Origin of the sequence: Sphingopyxis sp., from assembly GCF_035998965.1 — a bacterium.
In the GTDB taxonomy this organism is placed as follows: Bacteria; Pseudomonadota; Alphaproteobacteria; order Sphingomonadales; family Sphingomonadaceae; genus Sphingopyxis.
On the sequence record NZ_DASYHE010000013.1, the window covers coordinates 1 to 23,467 of the forward strand.

At 63.4% G+C, this 23,467-nt stretch carries 26 protein-coding genes; 6 read left to right on the forward strand and 20 right to left on the reverse strand.

Annotated features, from left to right (window positions below; genetic code table 11):
• The first annotated feature begins 64 nt into the window (after window positions 1-64).
• Window positions 65-760: a GcrA family cell cycle regulator gene (locus VGN68_RS01195; RefSeq protein WP_327473083.1), complete on the forward strand. Its 696-nt coding sequence runs from the start codon at window positions 65-67 to the stop codon at window positions 758-760.
• 10 nt (window positions 761-770) lie between these two features.
• On the forward strand, window positions 771-1,169 hold the full coding sequence (locus VGN68_RS01200; RefSeq protein WP_327473085.1) for a PaaI family thioesterase: 399 nt from the start codon (window positions 771-773) through the stop codon (window positions 1,167-1,169).
• A gap of 56 nt (window positions 1,170-1,225) precedes the next feature.
• Here the strand turns inward: VGN68_RS01200 and VGN68_RS01205 are convergent, their stop codons facing one another.
• Window positions 1,226-2,056, reverse strand: coding sequence for an outer membrane protein (locus tag VGN68_RS01205; protein ID WP_327473088.1), 831 nt, complete (start codon window positions 2,054-2,056; stop codon window positions 1,226-1,228).
• Between the two features lie 168 nt (window positions 2,057-2,224).
• On the opposite strand from VGN68_RS01205, the gene parE reads away from it, so the two are divergent.
• Both parE and VGN68_RS01215 read left to right on the forward strand, forming a co-directional pair.
• Window positions 2,225-4,204: a DNA topoisomerase IV subunit B gene (gene parE, locus VGN68_RS01210; RefSeq protein ID WP_327473090.1), complete on the forward strand. Its 1,980-nt coding sequence runs from the start codon at window positions 2,225-2,227 to the stop codon at window positions 4,202-4,204.
• 10 nt (window positions 4,205-4,214) lie between these two features.
• Entirely contained in the window at window positions 4,215-5,531 is a 1,317-nt protein-coding gene (locus VGN68_RS01215; protein ID WP_327473092.1) for a serine hydrolase, read from the forward strand.
• 10 nt (window positions 5,532-5,541) lie between these two features.
• Here VGN68_RS01215 and VGN68_RS01220 read toward each other — a convergent pair whose 3' ends face one another.
• The 9 genes from VGN68_RS01220 to uvrC form a co-directional block, all read right to left on the reverse strand.
• Window positions 5,542-6,021, reverse strand: a complete 480-nt coding sequence (locus VGN68_RS01220) for a YkgB family protein (protein WP_327473094.1) — start codon at window positions 6,019-6,021, stop codon at window positions 5,542-5,544.
• A gap of 61 nt (window positions 6,022-6,082) precedes the next feature.
• On the reverse strand, window positions 6,083-6,877 hold the full coding sequence (locus VGN68_RS01225) for a LysR family transcriptional regulator (protein ID WP_327473096.1): 795 nt from the start codon (window positions 6,875-6,877) through the stop codon (window positions 6,083-6,085).
• Window positions 6,874-7,275, reverse strand: a complete 402-nt coding sequence (gene apaG / locus VGN68_RS01230) for a Co2+/Mg2+ efflux protein ApaG (RefSeq protein ID WP_327473164.1) — start codon at window positions 7,273-7,275, stop codon at window positions 6,874-6,876. The genes VGN68_RS01225 and apaG overlap by 4 nt, the downstream gene beginning before the upstream one ends.
• 17 nt (window positions 7,276-7,292) lie before the next feature.
• Window positions 7,293-8,498 carry a trans-sulfuration enzyme family protein gene (locus VGN68_RS01235; protein ID WP_327473098.1) on the reverse strand — a complete coding sequence of 402 codons (1,206 nt, stop codon included), beginning with the start codon at window positions 8,496-8,498 and terminating at the stop codon, window positions 7,293-7,295.
• Between the two features lie 5 nt (window positions 8,499-8,503).
• The gene (leuB, locus tag VGN68_RS01240; RefSeq protein WP_327473100.1) at window positions 8,504-9,550 is read right to left on the reverse strand and encodes a 3-isopropylmalate dehydrogenase; all 1,047 of its coding nucleotides are present in this window, start codon (window positions 9,548-9,550) and stop codon (window positions 8,504-8,506) included.
• Window positions 9,551-9,714: 164 nt separating this feature from the next.
• Window positions 9,715-10,452: a DNA repair protein RecO gene (gene recO, locus VGN68_RS01245; protein WP_327473103.1), complete on the reverse strand. Its 738-nt coding sequence runs from the start codon at window positions 10,450-10,452 to the stop codon at window positions 9,715-9,717.
• Window positions 10,452-11,237: a putative phage abortive infection protein gene (locus VGN68_RS01250; protein WP_327473105.1), complete on the reverse strand. Its 786-nt coding sequence runs from the start codon at window positions 11,235-11,237 to the stop codon at window positions 10,452-10,454. Before VGN68_RS01250 ends, recO begins: the two co-directional genes overlap by 1 nt.
• Before the next feature lie 21 nt (window positions 11,238-11,258).
• Window positions 11,259-11,636, reverse strand: coding sequence for a PaaI family thioesterase (locus VGN68_RS01255; protein WP_327473107.1), 378 nt, complete (start codon window positions 11,634-11,636; stop codon window positions 11,259-11,261).
• A 165-nt stretch (window positions 11,637-11,801) separates the two neighbouring features.
• A complete protein-coding gene (uvrC, locus tag VGN68_RS01260; protein WP_327473109.1) occupies window positions 11,802-13,736 on the reverse strand; it encodes an excinuclease ABC subunit UvrC in 1,935 nt (644 codons plus the stop codon).
• A 70-nt stretch (window positions 13,737-13,806) separates the two neighbouring features.
• On the opposite strand from uvrC, the gene VGN68_RS01265 reads away from it, so the two are divergent.
• Window positions 13,807-14,526 carry an SDR family oxidoreductase gene (locus tag VGN68_RS01265; protein ID WP_327473111.1) on the forward strand — a complete coding sequence of 240 codons (720 nt, stop codon included), beginning with the start codon at window positions 13,807-13,809 and terminating at the stop codon, window positions 14,524-14,526.
• A 478-nt stretch (window positions 14,527-15,004) separates the two neighbouring features.
• On the opposite strand, the gene VGN68_RS01270 is transcribed toward VGN68_RS01265, so the two are convergent.
• The 8 genes from VGN68_RS01270 to VGN68_RS01305 form a co-directional block, all read right to left on the reverse strand.
• On the reverse strand, window positions 15,005-15,535 hold the full coding sequence (locus VGN68_RS01270) for a F0F1 ATP synthase subunit B (RefSeq protein WP_327473113.1): 531 nt from the start codon (window positions 15,533-15,535) through the stop codon (window positions 15,005-15,007).
• Complete coding sequence (locus VGN68_RS01275) at window positions 15,528-16,028, reverse strand: ATPase (RefSeq protein WP_327473115.1); 501 nt, start codon at window positions 16,026-16,028, stop codon at window positions 15,528-15,530. Before VGN68_RS01275 ends, VGN68_RS01270 begins: the two co-directional genes overlap by 8 nt.
• A 79-nt stretch (window positions 16,029-16,107) precedes the next feature.
• On the reverse strand, window positions 16,108-16,335 hold the full coding sequence (locus tag VGN68_RS01280; RefSeq protein WP_003044110.1) for a F0F1 ATP synthase subunit C: 228 nt from the start codon (window positions 16,333-16,335) through the stop codon (window positions 16,108-16,110).
• A 42-nt stretch (window positions 16,336-16,377) separates the two neighbouring features.
• Window positions 16,378-17,163: a F0F1 ATP synthase subunit A gene (locus VGN68_RS01285; protein WP_327473118.1), complete on the reverse strand. Its 786-nt coding sequence runs from the start codon at window positions 17,161-17,163 to the stop codon at window positions 16,378-16,380.
• Between the two features lie 67 nt (window positions 17,164-17,230).
• Window positions 17,231-17,551, reverse strand: a complete 321-nt coding sequence (locus tag VGN68_RS01290) for an AtpZ/AtpI family protein (protein ID WP_327473120.1) — start codon at window positions 17,549-17,551, stop codon at window positions 17,231-17,233.
• A 208-nt stretch (window positions 17,552-17,759) separates the two neighbouring features.
• Complete coding sequence (locus tag VGN68_RS01295; RefSeq protein WP_414712994.1) at window positions 17,760-18,179, reverse strand: YdbL family protein; 420 nt, start codon at window positions 18,177-18,179, stop codon at window positions 17,760-17,762.
• Window positions 18,179-18,394: a YnbE family lipoprotein gene (locus VGN68_RS01300; RefSeq protein ID WP_327473122.1), complete on the reverse strand. Its 216-nt coding sequence runs from the start codon at window positions 18,392-18,394 to the stop codon at window positions 18,179-18,181. The genes VGN68_RS01295 and VGN68_RS01300 overlap by 1 nt, the downstream gene beginning before the upstream one ends.
• Entirely contained in the window at window positions 18,391-21,558 is a 3,168-nt protein-coding gene (locus tag VGN68_RS01305) for a YdbH domain-containing protein (RefSeq protein WP_327473124.1), read from the reverse strand. The genes VGN68_RS01300 and VGN68_RS01305 overlap by 4 nt, the downstream gene beginning before the upstream one ends.
• 190 nt (window positions 21,559-21,748) lie before the next feature.
• On the opposite strand from VGN68_RS01305, the gene radC reads away from it, so the two are divergent.
• Window positions 21,749-22,447 (forward strand): RadC family protein, encoded by a 699-nt coding sequence (radC, locus tag VGN68_RS01310; RefSeq protein WP_327473126.1) that lies wholly within the window; start codon window positions 21,749-21,751, stop codon window positions 22,445-22,447.
• 76 nt (window positions 22,448-22,523) lie between these two features.
• Here radC and VGN68_RS01315 read toward each other — a convergent pair whose 3' ends face one another.
• On the reverse strand, window positions 22,524-22,988 hold the full coding sequence (locus VGN68_RS01315) for a calcium-binding protein (protein WP_327473128.1): 465 nt from the start codon (window positions 22,986-22,988) through the stop codon (window positions 22,524-22,526).
• 30 nt (window positions 22,989-23,018) lie between these two features.
• Window positions 23,019-23,315 (reverse strand): hypothetical protein, encoded by a 297-nt coding sequence (locus tag VGN68_RS01320; RefSeq protein ID WP_327473130.1) that lies wholly within the window; start codon window positions 23,313-23,315, stop codon window positions 23,019-23,021.
• Window positions 23,316-23,467 lie beyond the last annotated feature (152 nt).

Below are 23,467 nucleotides of genomic sequence, written 5' to 3' on the forward strand. Positions count from 1 at the left end.
GTCCGCAAGGATCGCATCGATAACCGCGACATAGCCCGCGGCGTGGAATGATAAGGAATAGAATATGTCTTGGACCGATGAGCGCATCGAAAGCCTGCGCACCATGTGGGAAAAAGGGCTGACCGCCAGCCAGATCGCCGACGAACTCGGCGGCGTCAGCCGCAATGCGGTAATCGGCAAGGCGCATCGCCTGGGCCTGAAATCGCGCCCTTCGCCGGTGAAAGCAACCGATAAGGTCAAGCCTGCCAAGGCAACTGCTCCTGCGGCGCCGAAGCCGGTTGCTCCCGCCGCGGCCCCGCGCGCCGCAGCGCCCGTCGCACCGCGCCCCGTCGCCCCTACCCCGCCAAGGTCTGAAGCGCGCCCGACGGTCGACACGCCGACCGCCGACGGGTCGGTCGGTGAGCAGATTCCCAAGGCCGACCAGCCGCGGATCGTCTCGATCGGCCCCGGTGGCTTTATCCGCCAGGGTCCGGGCGATCAGCAGGCGCCGATCCCGCCCGCGCCGCCGCGCCGTCTAGTGCCCGCCAAGCCGAGCCCCGAGATCGCCGACAAGACGACCCTGCTCGATCTCAATGATCGCATCTGCCGTTGGCCGATGGGGCATCCGGGCGAGCCCGACTTCCATTTTTGCGGTCAGGCCGTGAACCCTGGCTTCCCCTATTGCGTCGAGCATTGCGGCCGCGCCTATCAGGCGCAGCTGCCGCGCGGCACGCGCCGCCCCCCCCCGCCGCCGCCGTTCGGAGGCCCCCGAGTTCGGTAGGGCGCGTTCGGTGAAGCCGTTCGCGCAGGATTTCGAATTTGCGCGCGCGCTCGGCCTGCAAATGGTCGAGCGCGGCGACGGCCGCTGCACGATGGCGATCGACGTCAATCCGCAGCAGCATTTCAGCCCGCAAGGCGCCGCGCATGGCGGCGTCGCTTATTCGCTTGCCGACACCGCCATGGGCGGCGCGCTGACCAGTCTGCTCGATCCCGAGCAATGGTGCGCGACGCTGGAAATCAAGTTCAACTATCATGTCCGCGTCGGCGAAGGTCGGCTGACCTGCGAAGCGGCGGTGCTTCACCGCGGCAAACGCGTCGCCAATATCGACGCCAAGCTGTATCAGGGTGGCCGACTGGTCAGCAGCGCCAACGGCAATTTCGCGATCTTCGCGGCGCCCGGTTCCAAATAATCAAAAGGCGCCGGATCTTTCGATCCGACGCCCTTCGATTACCGCTTCGATAAATGTCAGAAGCGGAAGCTGAGCGTCCCGCGCACACTGTGGGTGCGGAAATGGTCGCTGCTGCGCTTCATATCCGTTCCGCCACCATTGAGCAGGAAGGGGTTGGTCGGCGGCGCGGTGCCGGGACCGACGTTGACAACAAAATCGTCGTCTTTGATGTCGGTGTAAAGATACTCAAGGCCGAGTGCGATGTTGTTCGTCACCATGACTTCAGCGCCGCCACCAGCGGTGTAGCCCCAGCCATGGGTTTTCCCGTTGTCGGCAAAGCTGTTGGCGCCATTGCTGGTCGAGAAACGGTTGTCGAGACGCGCGTAGGCGCCGCCGCCGGTCACATAGAACAGGGCGCCGCCGCCGGGCGTATAACCTGCGCGCAGGCGGGCATTGGCCTGATAATCGGCTTCGCGGCTGAACGTGTAGCTGGCGGGCGTCGTCGAAAACGCCGAGACGCTGTCACGCGCTTCGCTACGACCACCTTCGATCACTGCGCCGAGCACGAAATTGCCCATACGCTTGTCGAAACCCAGACGCGCAAAATACTCGGGGCCGTCCTTGTCATTGCGGCAGTCGATATTCGCGCTACTAGTCGCGGCGCCATTACAGAAGCCGGTCGAAAACGCGTTCAGACCGCCGACGGTGGTGACCTGGTCGCCATAGGTGCCATCGCGATTGGTATCGAACAGCACGGTTTCGCCGCGATCATTGCCCTGCAACGTGCCGCCACCGCCGATGCTGACATAAGGACCGTTAAAATCCTGCGACGGGTCGCGGTCCTGTGCGAAAGCCGGGACGGCAACTGTGCTGGCCGCCAGAATGGCGAGGAGAGAGAGAGTTTTCATTTTATACTCCGCTTTTTGAATGACTTTTTAGTCTCGGGCCAAACCCTCACGACTTTGTGAAAGTTCCCTGACATCATAAAAACGGGACAAGCCGAGAGGCGGTCGTTCGCTCCAAACACCCAAAAACCGCGCTTGCCAGTGGGCTTTCCGGCCCCCTATAGCCTCTCCATGAGTCACGATTTGTTCGACACCGCGACCCCGAGCACCGATAGCTATAACGCCTCGCAGATCGAGGTGCTGGAGGGGCTTGAGCCTGTCCGTCGCCGACCCGGCATGTATATCGGCGGCACCGACGAACGCGCGCTGCATCACCTCGCCGCCGAAGTCATCGACAACAGCATGGATGAGGCGGTGGCGGGCCACGCGAACCGTATCGAAGTGACGCTTGATGTTGGCAACCGGCTGACCGTCACCGACAACGGCCGCGGCATCCCGATCGACCCGCACCCGAAATTCCCGGGGAAATCGGCGCTTGAGGTCATCATGACGACGCTCCATTCGGGGGGCAAGTTCGAAGGCAAGGCTTATGCGACGTCGGGCGGCCTGCACGGCGTCGGGATCAGCGTCGTCAATGCGCTGTCGGTCGAGACGGAGATCGAGGTTGCCCGCAGCAAATTGCTCTATCGCCAGCGCTTTGCGCGTGGCACCCCGGTGGGCGGCCTCGAAGAGCTTGGCCCGACGCCCAACCGCCGTGGCACCAGCGTGTCCTTTATTCCCGACCCCGAAATCTTTGGCGATCATCAGCGTTTCAAGCCGCAGCGCTTGTATCGCATGGCGCGGTCAAAGGCCTATTTGTTCGCGGGCGTCGAAATCCGCTGGAAATGCGCGCCCGAGCTGATCGGTGACGACACCCCCGCCGAGGCGACGTTCCAGTTCCCCGGCGGCCTTGCCGATCATTTGAAGGAACAGATCGGCACCCGCGAATGCGCGACCGCCGAACCGTTCATCGGCCGCCAGGATTTTCCGGGCGATCAGGGCCGCGCCGAATGGGCAATCGCCTGGCCTTTGTGGTCCGACGGATCGTACAGCTGGTATTGCAACACCATCCCAACGCCCGCGGGCGGCACGCATGAGGCAGGGCTGCGCTCAGCACTGACCAAGGGTTTGCGCGGCTTCGGAGAACTGATCGGGCAAAAGAAGGCGGCACAGATCACCGCCGAGGACGTTTTTAACGGCGGCGAGATGATGCTGTCGGTGTTCATTCGCGACCCGCAGTTTCAGAGCCAGACCAAAGATCGTCTGTCGAGCCCCGAAGCAACCCGCTTCGTCGAAAATGCGGTGCGTGATCACTTCGACCATTTCCTGTCGGACAATATGGACCGCGGCCGCGCGCTGCTTGGGCTGATTCTCGACCGGATGGACGAGCGGCTGAAACGCAAGGCGGAACGGGAGGTCAAGCGCAAGACGGCGACCAGCGGGCGCAAGCTGCGTCTGCCCGGCAAGCTCACAGACTGTGCGAATGACGGTCCTGAAGGCACGGAATTATTTATCGTCGAAGGCGACAGCGCCGGCGGCAGCGCGAAGCAGGCGCGCGACCGCAAGACCCAGGCGATCCTGCCGATCCGCGGCAAGATCCTGAACGTCGCGAGCGCCAGCAATGACAAGATCCGTGCCAATCAGGAAATCGCCGACCTCGCGCTCGCACTCGGCTGTGGAATGCGCAAGGATTGCGACGCCGACCGGCTGCGGTACGAAAAAATTGTGATTATGACTGACGCCGACGTGGACGGCGCGCATATCGCGACCCTGCTAATGACCTTTTTCTTTCAGGAAATGCCCGACATCGTTCGAAAAGGGCATGTTTATCTGGCGCAGCCGCCGCTCTATCGTATCACGTCGGGCAGCACCTCGGTGTATGCCCGCGATGATGCCCACCGCGCTGAGATCGAAGCGAAGCAGTTCAAAGGCAAAAAGGTCGATGTCGGGCGCTTCAAAGGGCTGGGCGAGATGAACCCGAACCAGCTCAAGGAAACGACGATGGACCCGGCGACACGCTCGATGCTGCGCGTCACGCTACCGCAGGAATATGAAGAGCGGCATCTGGTCAAGGATCTGGTTGATCGGTTGATGGGCAAGCATCCCGAACACCGCTTCCAGTTCATTCAGGCAAACGCGGCAACGCTCGACGAGGCCGCGATTGACGCCTGAGGAGGGCGGCATGGTACGTCGGAGTTCGTGGGGAATGGCGGTGGCGGTTCTGGCCGTTCTTGCGCCGCTCTCCTCCGCAGCCCAATCGCCAATGGCGGTGGCCCCAGCCACCCAGACTCCATTTGATCGGCGCGCGGCGCAGCTGGTGGACCTGCTTCGCGGCAACATCGTCTTTTCCGACTATTTCGCCCCGTCGTTCCAGACCGCGATCCCCGAGGCGCAGTTCAGGACCATTTCCGCCAGCCTGATCGCCCAATATGGCCAGCCGCTTCGCATCGATAAGGCAACATCGACCGACGGCCAGTCGGGAACGGTCCTGCTACGGTTCGAAAAAGGGGTCGGCACGATTGTGCTCGACGTCGATACCTTAGCCAACAACCGGGTCACCGGGCTGCGTCTAACGGGTTTTGTCGTCGCCAACGACAGTTACACCCAGATCGCCACGGAAATGGCGGCGCTGCCGGGAAAAACCGGGTTTCTTGTTGCCGAGCTTGGCGACGCCGAGATGCGCACGATCGCCTCCGCCAACGCCGACACGCAGTTTGCCGTGGGATCGGTCTTCAAGCTCTATGTGCTCGCCGAACTCGCGGCGCAAATTGAGGCTGGCCAGCGGCGCTGGTCGGACGTTGTGCCGCTTTCGCATTTCAGCTTTTCGTCGGCGGCCACCGCAAACTGGCCCCGCGACACACCAGTGACGCTGCAAACGCTGGCCAATTGGATGATCTCTGTCAGCGACAATGGTGCCGCCGATACGCTGATCCACCTGCTCGGCCGGGAAAACATCGAAACCCGGATGCGCGCCGCAGGGCATAGCGCCCCGTCCCGGAACATCCCATTCCTGACGACGGTCGAAGCCTTTGCCCTGAAGGGCAATAATTTCGGCGATGTGCGCCCACATTTTATCGCGGGTGACGATATCACGCAGCGGCGGCTGATCGCCGACCATCGCGACCGGTTGATCCTGCCTAATGTTGACGGCGTTAGTTTCACCGCTGGACCGCGCTTTATCGATAGTCTCGAATGGTTCGCCAGCCCAAAGGATGTCGCGCGGTTGATGACTCACCTGCGCGCCCAGCGCGGGAAGCCGGTGCTTGCCGCGATGGCGATCAATCAGGGCGTCAGTCCGGTCGCCGCCGCCGATTGGCGCTATCTGGGCTATAAGGGCGGATCGGAAAATGGCGTGTTGTCGATGGCGCTGCTCGGCGAACGCAAGTCCGACGGTCGCTGGGTCGTGGTCACGGCGAGTTGGAACAACTCCGATGCCAATGTCGCACCCGAGCCGCTGATCGGGCTGGTGACGCGGCTATTGACCTTGGCCGCCAAATAAGCGGGAGCGATCAGTCCGCGCCTGCGACACCGCGCAGGCGGAGCGCGTGTCCGGCGTGCAGCGTCAGCACCAGACATCCGGCCAGCAGGACGGCATCCTTGAACAGGAATTGCGCAAGCGAGCCCATGAAGGGAAAACCATAGCCCTCTTCCCACAACGGCACGCCAAACGTGAAACTGAGCGTCACCAGAAAGGTCGCCATCCCCATCAGGCCGCCGATCAGTCCGGCGCGATGCGACCATGCCCCCAGTGCGATCAGGGCGCCAGTCACCAGTTCAATGCTTCCGATGACATTGCTGGTCCCCTGTTCGCCGATCAGCGGATACATCCACGCAAACAGCGGATAGTGCATGGCGATACGCGCGACCCCCTCGGCTTCATAAGCGGCGAATTTCGCGATTCCGAAAAGCGTGAAGACAAAAAGCAGCGACCAGCGAAGCGCGCCGATCCCCACTCCCTGCTGCGGCAGTTTGTCCAGAATTTTTAGCATGAAATTGGTGCCCCGAATGACCGTTCCCGACCTATTCGGCTGCTAAGCGATTTTGGTTACATCAATCGGCCGTCAGCGCCGCGACCAGCGCCTTGACCTTGGCCTGTCGCCATTGCGGCGTCGGGGCGACGAGCCAGTAACCGCGTTTCACCGGCGTCGCCTCACCAATCTGGCGCACGCGACCCGATGCGATGTCGGCTTCGGCCAGCATCGCCGGGACATTGGCATGGCCCAAGCCATTGGCGGCGGCGTCGATTGCCAGCCCCGCATCGCCCAGCCGCAGCGCGGGTTCACCATCGGCGACCGGACAGCCCGGCCAGGCGATCCGCGTGTCGCTGGCGCTACCCGGACCAGCCACGGTCACCATCAGCGGGTCGGAGAGCGCCACGCCTTCATGGTCACCGACACCGTCGGACCAGAAAATCGCAAGATCCAGATTGGCCTCGGTAAAATCGATGCCGCTGTCGGCCGACACCAGGGTGAAGCGCACGTCGGGCGCCTGCTGGCTGTACCGCGCCAGCCGCGGCGCCAGCCATTTGGCGGTCAGGTCGCGCGGGGCAGCGATCGTCAGCGACTGCGACGACTGCCCCGCCTGCATCGCGCGTACCGATTCCTCGAACTGCAGAAATCCCTGCCGCAGCGCATCAAGCCCCGCTTCGGCCTCGCCGGTTAGCTCCAGCCCCTTCGGCGTGCGGCGAAACAGTACCACACCCAGCATATCCTCCAGTGCGCGAATTTGCTGCCCGACGGCAGCAGGCGTCACCGCCAATTCGTCGGCCGCGCGCGTAAAGCTGAGGTGCCGGGCCGCGGCGTCGAACACGCGCAAGGCGTTCAGCGGCAGATGCGTACGCTTCATGCAGCGGTCGCAGGAGCAACAAGCGGGAAATGCGGGATGGCGACCAGCATTTCCGATCCGTCGCCAAGCTCCATCGCATAGCTGCCGACCATCGACCCCTCGGGCGTCGGGAGCGGACAGCCCGAAACATAATCATAAGCCCCGCCCGGTGCGATCAGCGGCTGTTCGCCAACAACCCCCTCGCCCTCAACTTCGCTGATCTGGCCGCGCCCGTCGCTGATCCGCCAGTGGCGGCTGATCAGCTGAACCGCGACGTCGCCATGATTTTCGATCCGGACATGATAGGCCCAGAACCAGCGGCCGAGCGCCGGATGCGACTGTTCGGGCAAATAGCTGACCGACACGCGCACGGTGACGGGGCCGGTCGTTTCGGCAAAGGGGAAGAAGGAGTCGATCATCACGCGGCCAAGGTCGCTCAAAGCCCGACCTTGGTCAATGCCTGGTCCAGATCGGCGATCAGATCGCGCGGATCCTCCAGCCCGATGTTGATCCGCAGCATCCCCTCGACGACCCCCATATCGGCGCGCGCTTCGGCGCTGACACTATAGTGGGTGGTCGACGCCGGATGGCAGCACAGGCTGCGCGAATCGCCGATATTGTTCGAAATATCCACGAGTTCGAGCGCGTTCAGAAATGCCATCGCCTGTTTGCGGTCTTCGAGGATGAACGAAAAGATCGGCCCGCACGCCTCCATCTGGCTCATCGCCAGATTATGCTGCGGATGGCTGGCGAGGCCTGGGTGGAGGATCTTTGGTACCCGCTTTTCAACGAACTTGCCGACTGCCAAGGCATTTTCCGACTGACGCCGCGCGCGCAGATCGAGCGTTTCGAGACCTTTCAGCACCACCCAAGCGTTGAACGGCGACAGGTTCGGCCCGGTGTTGCGCTGAAACGGCAGCAGCACGTCGTTGATGAACTTCTCGGTGCCACAAACGGCGCCGGCGAGCACGCGCCCCTGCCCTTCCATCAGCTTGGTCGCCGAATAGGCGACGACGTCGGCGCCGAAATCGAGCGGACGTTGGAGAACCGCTGTCGCAAAGGCATTATCCACCACAGAGGTGATGCCGTGTGCCTTCGCAACGCCGCACACATGCTTCATGTCGACGATGTCCATCGTCGGATTGGCCGGCGTTTCGAAGAAAAACACCTTGGTATTCGGCTGGATCGCGCGTTCCCACGCGTCATTGTCACGCCCGTCGATCACCGTTGTTTCGATCCCGAAACGCGGACAGAGCTGGTCGACCAGCCACCGGCACGATCCGAACGCGGCCTTCGCGGCAACGATATGATCACCCGCCGACAGCTGGCACAGCAGTGCCGTGGTCATTGCTGCCATGCCCGTCGCCTGCGACCGGCACGCCTCGGCACCCTCCATCAGCGCGATGCGCTCCTCGAGCATCGCCACGGTCGGGTTCTGGAGCCGCGAATAGGTCATGCCCTGCGCTTCGCCCGCAAAGCGCGCCGCGACCGTCTCGGCGTCGTCATAGGTGTAGCCCGACGTCAGGAACAGCGCCTCCGACGTCTCGCCATGTTCGCTGCGCCAGGTGCCACCGCGCACCGCTTGCGTCGCGGGATGCCAGCTGCGGGTGGTGTTGCGATCGAAGCCCGTGGTTTTCTTCATGCCATCTATCCGTTCAAAGTCGCCACGACCGCATCGCCCAGCGCGGCTGTTCCCATCGTTCCACCCAGATCGGCGCCGCGGCAACCGTTGGCCAGCACCTTGGCCACCGCCGCCTCGATCCGCGCCGCGCTTGCTTCGTCGTCGCCCGAATGGCGGAGCAGCATTGCCAGCGACAGGATCATCGCCAGCGGGTTGGCGACGCCCTGCCCGGCAATGTCGGGCGCACTACCGTGGATGGGCTCGTACAGCCCCTGCTTGCCCTCGCTCAGCGACGCCGAAGCGAGCAGGCCGATCGATCCGACGCACATCGACGCCTGATCGGACAAGATGTCGCCGAACAGATTGCCGGTCACGACGACGTCGAACTGGCCAGGGTTGCGCACCAGCTGCATCGCGGCATTATCGACATACATATGGCTGAGCGCCACGTCGGGATAGTCGGCGGAAACCTCGATCACCACGTCGCGCCACAGCTGCGACGTTTCGAGCACATTCGCCTTGTCGACCGAACACAGCCGCCCGCGCCGCCCCTGCGCCGCACGGAAGGCAACATGCGCGATGCGCCGCACCTCACTCTCGCTATAGGACATGATGTCATAGCCTTCGCGCTGGCCATCGGTGGTCGTCCGAGTACCCTTTTCGCCGAAATAGACGTCGCCGTTAAGCTCGCGAACAATCAGCAGGTCGATTGCCGACGCGACTTCGGGGCGCAGCGCCGAGCTGTCCTCCAGACCGGCGAACATCTTGGCGGGGCGCAGATTGGCGAACAGGCCGAGCTCGGCGCGCAGGCCGAGGATTGCCTGTTCGGGGCGCAAATGGCGTTCGACGTTGTCAAAGCGCGGATCGCCAACTGCGCCGAACAGGATCGCATCGGCCGCTTTCGCCTTCACCAGCGTCTCGGGCGGCAGCGGATGGCCGGTCGCTGCATAGGCCGCCCCGCCCACCAGCGCACGGTCCAGCGTCACCGGCAGCGCGAGCGCGGCGAGCACCTTCTCGGCCTCCGCCATGATCTCCGGACCGATACCGTCGCCAGCCAGCAGCAGGATTTTCAACGCTTCGCCCTTCTCGTCCAATTAGGCCGTTTGCCCTGAGCTTGTCGAAGGGCCCTTCTCTCTTTGACGCCGCAAAAGAAAGGACGGTGCTTCGACAAGCTCAGCACAAACGGAACGTGGTATGACCTAGGTTTGACGGGGAGGCTCTAGACAGCGGCGGCGCGTCACGCAACCGCCCTGCCCAGCCGATCGATCAATCGCGCCCGCACGCCAAGCAAATCGCGCGCGCGGCCATCGAGCAGGTCGCGGTCGATAAAATGCCCGGTGATCGCCATTCCGTCGAGGACATCGTTTAGCGACGGGCTGGCATCCGCGCCGTTCAGGAACGGCGGCAGGCGCAGCAGCCGTTCTTCATAACCAGCCGCCGCGGCGACGCTGACGGCGCCGCCCGACTTGCGGCTGACGAACGCCAGATCGCTGGCCGCCCCGGTCACCACACATTCGTCGAGATCGAGCCCGAACCCCAATTCGGCGAGCAACAGCAATTCATAGCGCGCCAGGGCCGCCGCCCATTGCCGCGCCGACGATGCAACGCCGATCGCATCGAGCAGTCCTGACAGCGCCGAATAGAGCGCCGGATAAGGCTGACTTTCGGGCAGGATCGTCGCGGTGACGCTGGTCACCCAGTCGATCGCCGCCGCCGCCAGCGGTTCGGCAAGCAGTGGCGCACGGCTCGCCAGCAGCTCGGCGGTCGCACTCGCCAATTGCTCCTCGGTGCGTGCGCGCAGTTCGAGCGCGATCAAATTGCCCGCCATCAAGATCGGGCGCAGCCGCGTCGACCGCCCGCCGCGGACATAGCCCGCGACCAGCCCCGCCTCCTCGGTCAGCGCGCGCAATATCGCCCCATGCTCGCCATGCGCGCGCACCGCGCAGACGATCGCCGGGGCGGTCAGGCTGGCCATCAGTCCTTGTTAAGCAGGCCGTCGGACCCGCTAGCGATTTCTTTAGAAATGTCGCGATTGCCGAACGCATTTATCTTGAAAGCGTCGATAAGGCCATAAAAGCTGGCGTCGGATGCCGATATGTTATGTAAAAGGGCGTATTTCTCTATGAGGGGCTTGAACTTTTCTCTCCCTCCGCCGACCGCAGCGTTGACACCGATCAGCACGATCTCTGAGTTACTCAACGATGCCCGAAAAATTCGTGCATAAACATCCTTTTCGGCGAGGTTGGATTGGTCAATATATTTAACAACATGATAGCAGGTCCGCAAATAGGACGATAGAACATTTCGGTAGATGTAATACGACGTTTTATACGTATCACTCAGCATTTCGGGGTCGTCTTGGGAATCGCGAACTCCGTTCATGATTGCGTCGACCGCATTCGCGCCCGTGGCGCCTGCGTCGACGGAACCCACTGTTACCGCGTTGAGCGCACTTTTTTTCATTTCTAACAGGTGGAAGAACGTGTTTTCGAAATCGCGTTTCTCTGCACGACCCTTCTCTTCGTCATAAGCTAACTTTACTCTGGTCAGTTCGTTCCGCTGCTCGGAGTAGGCCAGAAAAGCACTGATCGCCGCTATGCAGGCGAATATCGAGCTTAAAGGTCCAAAGGAATCGCCGAACTGCCCAGAATTGTTGAATTTCCATTCAATTCCAGTGGGATTGATCCCCATCCCACTTGCCAAGATCGCGAGAGCGTAAACGACGAATGTCAGAGCGACCGCCCATATCCATTTGTTCATTGTCCCCTTTCCTTTCGCCATTTACGCTGGCCAAAGCACCAGCTGTGTCTGCGTCACCAGCGCGACATCGGCACCGTCTTCGGTCGCGATGCGCGTCTGCCACACCGACACGCGCTTGCCGATCTTCACCGGCGTGGCTTCGCCGACCAGCACCGATCCGACCGGTCCAGCGCCGAGGAAATTGGTCTTGCTCTCGATCGTTGTCGTCCCGCTCGCCCCCTCGGGCAGCGTCAGAAACGCGCCAACCGCGCCCAGACAATCGGCAAAGGCCATGATCGCGCCGCCATGGACGATCCCGCCCGCGGTGCAGATGTCGGGGCGCACGGGCAGCTTGCCCGCGACGCGATCTTTGCTGCCTTCGTGGATGGTCACGCCGAGCGTGGCGGCCAGGGGCATCATTGCGGCGAAATCCATACTCATCCTCTCAAGGCAATTGGGGGCTGCAATCAAAATTCCGTTCGCCCTGAGCTTGCCGAAGGGCCGTTCTTTCTTCTGATGGCGTCAAAGGCAAGGACGGTGCTTCGACAAGCTCAGCACGAACGGATGTGGAGTAGCGCAGAAGGTTCACCGCCCCGCATGATAGAAATCATGCACCGCCTGCGCCACCGCAGCGCTCACCCCCGGCGCCTTCTGCAAATCCTCCAAGCTCGCGCCGCGCACCGCGCGCGCCGTGCCGAAATGCATCAGCAGCGCTTTCTTGCGCGACGGCCCGATGCCCGGCACCTCATCGAGCGGCGACGATCCCATCGCCTTCGACCGCTTCGCGCGGTGCGCGCCGATCGCAAAGCGGTGCGCCTCGTCGCGCAGCCGCTGGATATAGAACAGCGCGGCATTGTTCGGCGGCAGCGTGAACTCGCGCCCGTCGGGCCAGTAAAATGTCTCGCGTCCGGCGTTGCGATCGGGCCCCTTGGCGACCCCGACGAAGGGCAGATCGTCGATCCCCAGCTCGGCGAACACCCCCGCGACCGCCGACACCTGTCCCTTGCCGCCATCGATCAGCACCAGGTCGGGCCATTCGCCCTTGGTGCGCTCGGGATCTTCTTCCAGCGCGCGCGCAAAGCGGCGCTGAAAAACCTCGCGCATCATCGCGAAATCGTCGCCCGGCATCGTTTCGGCGCGTTTGATGTTGAACTTGCGATACGCGCCCTTGATCCAGCCCTCCGGCCCCGCGACCACCATCGCGCCCAGCGCATTGGTGCCCTGGATATGGCTGTTGTCGTAGATCTCAATCCGCTGCGGCGGGTTTTCCAGATCGAACAGCTCAGCGAGCTCGCGGCCCAGCTTGGCCTGCGAACTGCTTTCGGCGAGCCGCCGGTCGAGCTCCTCGCCCGCATTGCGCACCGCCTGTTCGAGCAGGCGCCGCCGGTTGCCGCGCTGCGGGACGCTGATTTCAATCTTGCGTTCGGCGACTTCGCCCAACGCCTCAGCGAGCAGTTCGATCTCGGCGGGCTCGCGATCGACCAGGATCGTCTTGGGCGGCGGCACCCCTTCGTAAAATTGCATCAGGAAGCTCGCCATCACTTCCTCTTCTGGAACGCCAGAGACATGCGCCGGAAAGAAGCTGCGATGCCCCCAGTTCTGGCCGCCGCGGATGAAAAAGCCCGCGACACACAACTGCCCACCCTTTGCCGCCAATGCAAAGACATCGGCGTCGCCCAGGCCGTCGGCATGGACCGACTGGCTGCCCTGAATGAAGGTCAGCGATTTGAGCCGATCGCGCAGCACCGCCGCCTGCTCGAAATCCATCGCTTCAGCCGACTTGGTCATTGCGTCGCCAAGCCGCTTCTGCACCGCCGTGGAGCGTCCCTCCAGAAAGTCCTGCGCGTCGCCGACCAGCGCCGCATAATCCTCTTTCGAGATGCGATCGACGCACGGCGCGCTGCACCGCTTGATCTGATACAGGAGGCACGGCCGCGAGCGGTTGGCGAAGAAACTGTCGGTGCAACTGCGCAGTAGGAATGTTTTTTGCAGCGCATTCAGCGTCTTCGTTACCGATCCGGCGCTCGCGAATGGCCCGTAATAGCGCCCCTTGGCGCGCCGCGCGCCGCGGTGCTTTTGCACCCGCGGAAAATCATGATCCATCCGCAGCAGGATGAAAGGGAAGCTTTTGTCGTCACGCAGCAGCACGTTATACGGCGGGCGATAGCGTTTGATCAGCTGCGCCTCGAGCAACAGCGCCTCGGCCTCGCTGGTTGTCGTGACGATTTCCATCGCGCGCGTTTGCGACACCATCCGCTGCAACCGCTGCGGCAACCGCGCGACTTGCGTGTAATTGGTCACCCGGTTCTTGAGCGCTCGCGCCTTACCGACATAGAGCACGTCCCCGCGCGCATCGAGCATGCGATAGACGCCGGGGCGGGTCGGCAATTTGCGCACAACGCTGCGTATCGCTTCGGCGCCGCGTTCCAGATCAGGCTTGTCATCGGCCTCGCCGCTGCCGCGGATGACGTAGGTGGCCTTCTCTTCATTGAATCGGTCGGGAGCGTTCGGGCGTGCCATGATTTTGCATGTAGGCGAGGACGATGCGACCCGCCATAGTGTGTGAGGTAAACAACATGGGAGGGGTCGCATGGACGTCAGAGGAGAATTGGCACTGGTTACCGGCGGCAGCGACGGCATCGGGCGCGAGATCGCGTTGCAACTGCAGGCGGCGGGTGCCGATGTCATCGTCACCGGGCGATCGATCGAGAAGCTTCAAACAATGGCGGCGCTGGGATTCGGCACGATCGCGAGCGACTTGTCGATCGCTGCGGGGGTCGATGCTGTGGTGGACGGTGTGGCAAGCAAGCCGCTCGCGTTGCTGGTCAACAATGCCGGGGTGGGCAGCGAATATGAGCTGGATGACGCCGCGACGCTGGAAAGCGCGGCGCATTGCATCCGCACCAACCTCGATGCGCCGATTGCGCTGTGTACGCGTCTCCTCGCGACGTTGCGCGCCCAGCCCGAGGCGGCGATCGTCAATGTGACGTCGGGGCTCGCCATCGCGCCGCGGGCCGGCGGCTCGATCTATTGCGCGACCAAGGCCGGGCTGCGCAGTTATACGCAGGCGATCCGCCATCTGCTCAAGGACAGCCATGTCCGGGTGATCGAGGCGCTCCCTCCCGTGGTCGAGACCAACATGACGGCGGGCCGCGCCGGCAAGAAGATGAGCGCCCACGACTGCGCCGCAGAAATCGTCCACGGCATCCGCACCGGCAAAAGCGAGGTCAATGTCGGGATGGTGAAGATATTGCAGCTGGTGCACAGCATCTCGCCGGCGCTGGCGCGGCGGATCATGATCAAGTTTTGACGCCCGGCGGCAATCGACGTGGCGCGTCGGGACCGCGTGATCCAAAGTTCAGGAAAGTTCAGCCCTGTGTGCGCCGCGATCCGGGCCTTGTGCGGCGGCGGATTGGCTGCTGGAAGAAGGCTGACACAGCGGGATAATGTAGGAAAGGCCTTTTTTGAGGCCGGTGTTCAGACGTCTCCCTAGACCGTCGCCCCCGCGAAGGCGGGGGCCGCCATAGGCGTTATCCTGCGCCGCCGAGTACTTCGACCGCGACCCCCGCCTTCGCGGGGGCGACCGAGCATATGCCGTTTCTTGTCTTCGTCATCCCGGCGAAGGTCGGGATATCACCCTATTGTCATAACGCACCGGCGAGATCCCGGCCTCCGCCGGGATGACGATGGAAACTATAGCAGCTTTTGGCCGCTGGCCGCCGCTCACCCCAAAGCAAAACGCCCGCGAAATTCCGCGGGCGTTCTGTATTCGGAAATGACGAAACGCGTCAGCCCCTGGCGACACCCGCAATCGCCTGATCGACCAGCGCCTTGTCGGCCTTGGCATCATGCTTTTCGGCAATCAGCGCCGCGGCAGCAGCGGTCGCTGCCTTGGCGGTAGCAGCGCGGACTTCACTGAGCGCGGTGGCTTCGGCCGCGGCGATGCGGTCTTCTGCCATTTGCTTGCGGCGGCCGATCAGCGCGGTCGCGTCGGCCTTCGCCTTGGCAACCAGCGTTTCCGCTTCGCTTTCGGCACGAGCGCGCATGTCGTCGGCCTCCTTGGCCGCTGCGGCGAGCTTTGCCTCATACTCCGCCTTCAGCGATTCGGCGTCGAGGCGCAGCTGTTCGGCCTCGGTGAGCTGCTTTGAGATCTCAGCAATGCGCTTATCGAGCATCGCCGCAATCGCCGCAGGGACGCCCTTCCAAACAAGGATGCCCAGGAATACGAGCATCGCGATCGATACCCACACCGTCGCGTTCATCCCGAATGCAGTCGGTTCGACAGCGCCTTCGGCAAAAATCAGCGTCAGATTAGCCATGGAGCACCGCCTTTACTGCCGCCTTGGCATCCGCCGGTGCGACTTTCACACCTGACAGCTTGGCGACCAGTTCGCCCGCCGCTTCGGCAGCGACCGATTCGATTTCGGCCATCGCCGATTTGCGCGCCGCTGCCACATCGGCCTCTGCGGCTGCCAGCTTGTCGCCCAGTTCGGCATCGACCTTGGCCAGACGCTTTTCGGCGTCTTTGGCGGCCTTGTCCTTGGCTTCGGCAACCGCCTTTTGCGCCGCGAGACGGCTGGCGTCGCTTTGCTGGCGATAGCTTTCCTCAAGCGCGTCCGCAGCGGCATGCGCCGCTTTCGCCGCCGCCAGATCGTCCGCCACCTTGCGGTCGCGCGCATCGACGGTCGCTTCGATCTTTGGCAGCATGCCGCGACCGATCACCAGGTAGATCCCGGCGAAAACGACCAGCAGCCAAAACAGCTGCGAGGCAAGATACCAATTGTCAGCGGTGAGCTGGGCTATTTGGGGCATGAAAGGCGAACCTTAACTTACTAAAAAACCTGCCGCGAAGCCGATCCCGCCGGGACCGGCCTCGCATATCGTCGTCCAATCAGACGACGAAGAGCAGGATCATCGCAACGACGAACGCCAGCAGGCCGAGAAGTTCGGCAGCGGCGAAGCCGATGAACAGGCGACCCTGCTGGCCGTCGGCGGCTGCCGGATTGCGCAGCGCGCTTTCGAGGAAGCTACCGAACACGTTGCCCACGCCGATGGCGGCCATGCCGGCACCGATGGCTGCCAGACCGGCACCGATCAGCTTTGCTGCTTCTGCGTCCATTATCATTACTCCTTGGTATAATCGTTTGAAATTAAACGTAACTTAGTGAAGATTGACCGCGTCGTTGATGTACAGCGAAGTCAACAGGGCGAAAACATAAGCCTGGATACCGGCGACCAGCAGCTCAAGCGCGCTGATCCCGATCATCAGGATGAAGCTGAGCACCGACACGATCGAACCGAGCCAGAGCGTTTCGGCGTTGAAGCCGTTGATCACGAAGCCCGACAGCACTTTCAGCAGCACGTGGCCCGCGGTCATCGCGACGAACAGGCGCAGGCCGAGGCTGAACGGGCGGACCATGAACGATACGAACTCTATCGGCGCGATGATCGGGATCATCGGCAGCGGCGTGCCGTGCGGCACGAACAGCGAGAAGAAGTGCAGGCCATGGCGCCAGAAGCCGACAATGAGGACGATCGCGAAGCTGATCAGCGCCAGCACGCCGGTGATCGCGATATGACTGGTGACGGTGAAGGGATGGAGCCCCAGCACGCCCAGCGGCAACATGCCGAGCAGGTTGCAGAACAGGATGAACATGAACAGCGAGAAGACATAGGGCGTATATTTGCGGCCTTCGGTGCCGATATTCGCCATCATCATGTTCGAAATGAAGCCAGTGAAGCCTTCGACCGCGGCCTGCCAGCGACCCGGGACCAGCTGACGGCGCATCCCGCCCCACATGAAAAGGCCGAGTGCAATCGCCGCGACGACCATCCACAGCGCGCTGTTGGTGAACAGGATGTCATGCCCGGCCAAGTTGAAGCCGCCGCCAAGCGGGGTCACCTCGAACTGGTGCATCGGGTCGATCTTGCCGGATTCCGCCGCCACTCTTCACTCCACGCGTCTGGCGAGGCGGCAGATGCGCCGTCTCGCTGAGAATATCTTGTGCACCGCGCTAGTTGCGCGGCGTCTTGGACAGGCGAATGATGTTCCGAAAGGCCACAATTATGCCCATGAACAACATCACCAACAAACCCCAGGGCGACGTTCCCGCGAACCGGTCGATCAGCCAGCCAAACAAAGCGCCGCCGATCAATCCGCCCAGCAGTTCGGCCAGAACGCGGTTGCCGAGCCGGTAATTGGCATCGGATTCCGGTCCGGCGTTCACCGCAGTCCGTTTTGCCTCTGCGGCTTCGGCCCGGTCCAATCGCTCGGTGAGCGAGACCAGGCGCGAATCCTCCGAGCCAAGTTCCGGATCGCTGCCGTTCCCCGTCATTTTGTGCCATCCTCCTGAAACAGAACCGGAAAGCCCCGATTCCGCCTGCGAAAAAAGGCCCGAAAATTCGGGGGACCCCTAAGGCGCGGTTCGTTTAGGAATGACGCCCGATGAAGTCAATGCTTGTGCGCAAGTGCACAAAAATGCCGCCGCGTTTAGGGGCGCGGCGGCATGTGGCGCCCGCGGGCGCCTTTGGAAGACCGAGAGCTTACGGGCAGCTGGCGTTGCGCACCGGCGGACTGTTGTCACGCGTCAGCCAGCGGCCGTCGGGCGCCTGATATTTCTCGCCCGGTTTTGTGTTTGCAATCAGGTTGCAACCGCTGGTGAAGGCAAATTGTTCGACGGTGCTGCCGGTCGCCTGCGCGCGTTCGGTATAGGCAGCCTTGCGCTTGATATTCAGGTCCTGAACCAGCGCCCGGATTGCCGGGGTCGGAGTGCTGGCAAAGCCCAGATAGCCGTCGGGCTGCTCGCCAATCTGGCCCGCGGCGCGCGCCGCGGCATAGGCGGGATCGCGCTGCGCCATCGCAGACGGCACCGCAAGAGCAACGGCGGCGGTCGCCGCAATCGCGGCCAGCGCCAGTCCGGTCGGTTTCCACTTCTTCAAACGCATCATATCTTTCCCTGTCATCAGAATATCTCGCTATTCTGCTCGATGAGCTTTTTGGCGTCACCATCCAACCTGTACACCACTTCCTGACGAATGTTGATGTTCAGGTTGATTTCGATCGGCTTGTCGGGCGTTTCGATCTGGACGCAGCCGCTCAGGACTGTCGCACCGATCAGAGCCGCCAGACCGTAACCGACGATGGCCCGCCTCCTTGCTCCTGTCTTGGGTGTGTTCATCGCATAGGCTCGCTTTCTGGAGGCTGAACGGGGGCAGATCGGGCCTTTTCGGCCGCTTCGGCTTCTTCCTGGGCGCGCATCAGCGCGGGCAGATTTTGTTCGATCAACAGTGACGGATCGTAAAATCCTTTCGCTGAGGTCAGCAACTGGCGGAACGGCGCGGTAATCTTGACATTGAACACGAGCGGGATCCTGGCCACGGCATTGGTCAGGAAATTGCGCGTCGCGCCTTCGCCCTGCCCCACGCCGCCAAAGCGGATGTCGGTCACCATTTCGCCGTCAAGATCCCCGTTCAGCACGATCGTGAGATCATCATATTTCAGGCTGCGGAGCGCGCCAAAGGCAAAATTGGCGATCACCCCCAGATTGCGGTTCGACAATTCGCCGACATAGGCGAGCGTGCCGCCGCCAGCGCGCGAATCGATGCGTCCGCCGACAATGCGCCCGCCCAGTCCGCTGAATTCAACGGGCAGTGTTCCGTCGAATTTGCCTGTCGCATTGATATTGTCGAACCCGAAACTTTGCAGGAACACCGCGGCATCAACCTCGACGATGTCGAACGACAGCCGCCGCGTCTGCTCAGCGCCAAAGTCGAGCGTCGTCGGGTGGAGCAACAATTGGCCCCCGGCAAAGGGCCAGCTACCGCCCTCGACCCGCACCCGATTGTCGCCGAGCAGCTGATATTCGATTTCGCCGTCGAGCACCGGGATGCCGGGATTGATTTCCCTGATTTTCGCAATCTGGCCGGGCGCCGAGCGCAGCCCGATCAAATCGTCAAAGGTCAACGTCGACGTCAGCCCGCTCACCGGTCCGAACGCTGCGGCCAGACTGGCGTCGGCGGTGGCAAAGGTGCCGCGGCTGGTCACCCCGTCGGCGGTCCACTCGATGCGCCCGTCGCCGACGACCGAGCCGCGGACATTGGCGACGACGCCGAGCGCGAGGCTGGTCAGCTGGTCGGGCTGGAACCGCTCGTCGAACCGCAGTTCCTTGACCAGCAGGTCCGCCGAACCGCTGCTATCGGCCAACCGGTGCCGAATGATCGTGTCGAGAATTTTCGTGCCGGTCGAACGCTCGTTGAATGCCGCCTTGGCGTCGATCAGCCCATCGGCAAAGCGCAAAGTCGCGTCATTGCTGACCAGCGGCGCAAAGCGCGCCTCCGGCGCTGCATCGGTCAGCAGCAGCCCACCGTTGAGCGTCAGCGCGCCATCCGCCCAGCGCCATGCGCCCGCGATCTCGCTGATATTCAGCGGCACCGCGCCGATTTTGCCGCTGGCGCCAACCAGCTCGCCGACCATGCCCTGCGCCGTGGCCCGTCCGGCGATGCTCTGGGCGCTAAAGCGGGTGACGCTCTCGCCCTCCCCCAGCCGGAAATCGGCGAGCGCGAGCGACCAGCGCATCGCGGTCAGATCGACATTTGCCGGGCCGCTGGTCACAACGAAAGGCGAACCGCCGCTGGTGCCGCGCAGGTTGACGCCGGGAATGCGGACTTGCCCGCGCAGTCCGCCTGGCCCTGCGCTGAGCAACGGCGCGCCAGGGCGGCTACACAGATCGATGGCGCTGCGGCCAATCTGGAAACCCGATAGGACGATACGATCGGCGCTGACCCGGCTGCACCCGCCGTCGAGCGCCAGCGCGCCGGTGGGCGCGAGAAAGCCGTTCAGCGGGACGCTCAGTCGCTCGATTCGCCCGCCCGCGAGCCGTCCCGACAGCTCGGCGCGCGTGGTAAAGCGCAGCAAGCCGCTGCGGTCGCCCGAAAAGCGCACCGGCGCCAGCGCGAGCCGGGCGCCTTCCGACTGATAGGGGGCGAGGTTCGCAAGTCCCGCGACCGACCCGTCGCCGCGACGATCGAGGCTGATCGAACCCGTCGGCAAGTCGCCGCCGCCAAAGCTCCAGCGGCCCGCTGCCAGAACGGCGGGCTGCGCGGATCCGTAAACGTAGCTGATGCGGCTGTCGGGGCTGCCCGTGAAACGCGCGCCGCTCGCGCTCGCCAGCTGCGGTGCGACCAGGTCGATGCGGGCCAAATCTCCTTCGCCAGCCAGCGTGAAATCGGCGCTGCCGCCGACATCGGCCAGCATCCGGCTGAGCGCGGCGCTGGCTTTGGTCGCCAGCGGCCCGAGCGGCGTTTCGGCGAAGCTGCCGACACTCTCCGTCAGCGCGCGCCGCATTGCCGCGCTGCCGCTGGCGCGCACAAAGCGGATCTGGCCGTCGAGTTTTGGCGCGGCGCGGCCGACGACACCCTTGGCATTGATGCTCACCATGCCGGCGGCAAAGTCGGCACCGCTGACCCGCGCCATATCGGCGTCCACGTCGATCTTTGTCGCCGCCGCAGTGCCTTCGAACTTGGCCAGCAGCCCCAAACGATCGGCTCGAACCGGACCCGCGTCGAACGCCGCAACGCTGGCGTCAGCCTCGCCCTTCCAGCTTTGCAAATCCTCCGACAGTGACAAATCCAGCGCGACCTGCGGTGACGCAGCGGTCACCGCGCCATCGGCGCACGACAGGCCGCTTCCGCGCAATGGACCGACAAGCTGCGGGCGGACATCGCGAACGAGCAAAGTGCCGTAAAAGCTGACGTCGCGGCCGCTGCATCCCGCAGCGGCGATACTGGGCGCGACGAGCGCGAGCTTGCCGGTGAAATCGCGGCGCAGATTGCCGCCGCCGTTCAGCGCCGCGCCGACATTGCCCCACGGCGTTTCGACCCGTGCGCGAGCATCGCGCAGCACAACGGTCAGGTCGGGTAAGGCAAAGGGGTCGGTGCTGGTCGGGTCACGAAACTTGTCGAGCGCGCCGAACGACAGCCGGTCGTCGATGAAACGGCCATAAAGCCGGACGCCCTCGGCGCGGATTTCGGTGACATAGGGGCCAGACCAGCCATAGCCCAACAGCACTTCGACCTTTTTTGCCGTCAGATCGGGATTGGCGGGATCGCCGATGACGACATTCGACAGCCGCTCGCTGCGGAAACCGATGGCATCTATCTGATACCGGGCCGGAACGCCGCGACTGCCGAGTTCATCGCTGATAAAACGGTCGGCAATCGGTTCGCGCGCCACCCAAATTCCGGCGACGACCACGATTACCGCACCTGCTGTCATCCAGCGCTTTTTGAACAGCACCGTCCGGTGCCGCCACCTTGGTTTCGGGCTGTCGTCCGCCTCGCTCACGATGCTGGCGACCTGCGAAACAACGTGTCAGCGGGTGACGTCATGGCGTCCATTCGTCCTCCGGCCCAGTCCACGTTCCTCGGGAGCAACGCCGGACATCCCGTTTCGCTGCAACAAATTGGTCCGGATCGCCATCGTCGGTGTCCTATGCCCGTTGAGTGCGCCTCACAAGGCGGTTATTCGGACAGCGATGGCCGATGCCGACACGCCCGCTCCTCCCCCCGACCATGCGGGCCACCGTGCGCGCTTGCGCGGTCGGCTGCTGGGCGGCAACGCCGACGGCATGGCCGATTATGAGCTGGTCGAATATCTGCTGGCGCTCGCCATTCCGCGCCGCGATACCAAGCCGCTGGCCAAGGCGCTGCTGCGGGAATTCGGATCGCTGGCCCAGCTGGTCAGCGCCGATCCCGAATCGTTGCGCCGGGTCGATGGCTTAGGCGACACCGGAATCGCAGCGCTGAAGATTGTCCACGCGACCAGTCTGCGGCTGCTCAAGGGTGAATTTCGTGACAAGCCGCTGCTGTCGAGCTGGGATGCGTTGATCGACTGGCTGCGCGCCGACATGGCGCCGCTCGATATCGAGCGCGTCCGCGTCCTCTACCTCAATTCGCGCAACATGCTGATCCGCGACGAACTCGCGAGCGAAGGGTCGATCGACCAGTCGGCGATCTATGTTCGTGAGGTTGCCAAGCGCGCGCTGGAGCTTGGCGCGTCGGCGATCATCCTGGTTCACAACCACCCCAGCGGCAGCCCCGAACCCAGCCGTCAGGATATCGCCATGACCCGCGATATCGCCGACGCGGCCAGCCGGCTGGGCATCGCGCTGCACGATCATATCGTCATCGGCGGGTCCGAATTTCGCAGTTTTCGAGCCATGGGGCTTTTGTAACGCACAAAATTTGGGGCGCGCAAACGGATGCAGCCGCCGGATCGCTCCGACGGCTGCACCACCCCGCGCGTGGCTGTTAAGCGCCGCGCGAAAGGAACCCGGTGAGTTCGGTCTTGTTGACCGCGCCCGATTTGTCACCATCCGCGGCAGCAAAGGCCTGACCGATCCATGTTTTCACATCGGCCGATTCAGGATCGACACCCGGCTCGGTCGCGGCGCGGAGCTTTTTCATCCATGCCGCAAATTCGGCTTCGTTCAGATCGCCATTCGTATCGGCATCATAGGTGGGAAATTCCGCTTCCACGATCTGCGCGATCTGGGCCGGCGTTGCTGCGGCGCCCGACGGGGCGGGTTCCGATGCTGCCGGGGGAGCCGATGCATCGGGGGCGGGTGCCGGACTGGTCGGCGTCGTCGGGCTCGAGGTGGGAGCCGGCTCAGTTGCGGCGGGCGGCGCCATCGGGTCAGCGGCCGGCGCGGTGGTCTGCGCCAGCGCCGGGAAACTCACGGCGGCGGCACCGATCAAAAGCATCTGTTTCAACATAGTCATTCTCCTTAAATCGTTTATCAGCGGTTATTCCGGATCCGGTTCGGGGGTTGGTTCGGGTTCCGGAGTGGGCTGGTCAGCCGGCGGATTCGGCTCGGCTGCCGGGGGTGTGTCGGTCGGCATGGCATCCTCGGTCGGGGCCGTGTCGTCCGTCGGGTTGGCATCGTCGGCGGGTTTTTCATCCGGCGCCGGTGCCGTGGTATCGGTGGGGGCGGGCGGCGTCTGACTGGTGGGCGCCGGTTCCTCACCCGTCGGTGCAGTCGTCTGCGCCAACGCCGGGAAGCTGACGGCCGCCGCGCCGATCAAAAGCATTTGTTTCAACACAGAATTTCTCCTTTCGCGGCGACTTTCTGGGTGTTTGCGACCCGTCGCCTTGTTAGTGGGGCATGAAAGCAACCCGCCAAATTACGTCATGGTTGCGGTACGGCGGCGTTTGGCGAAACGGCCCGTCCCTGCTACGGGGCGGCCCGTCACGG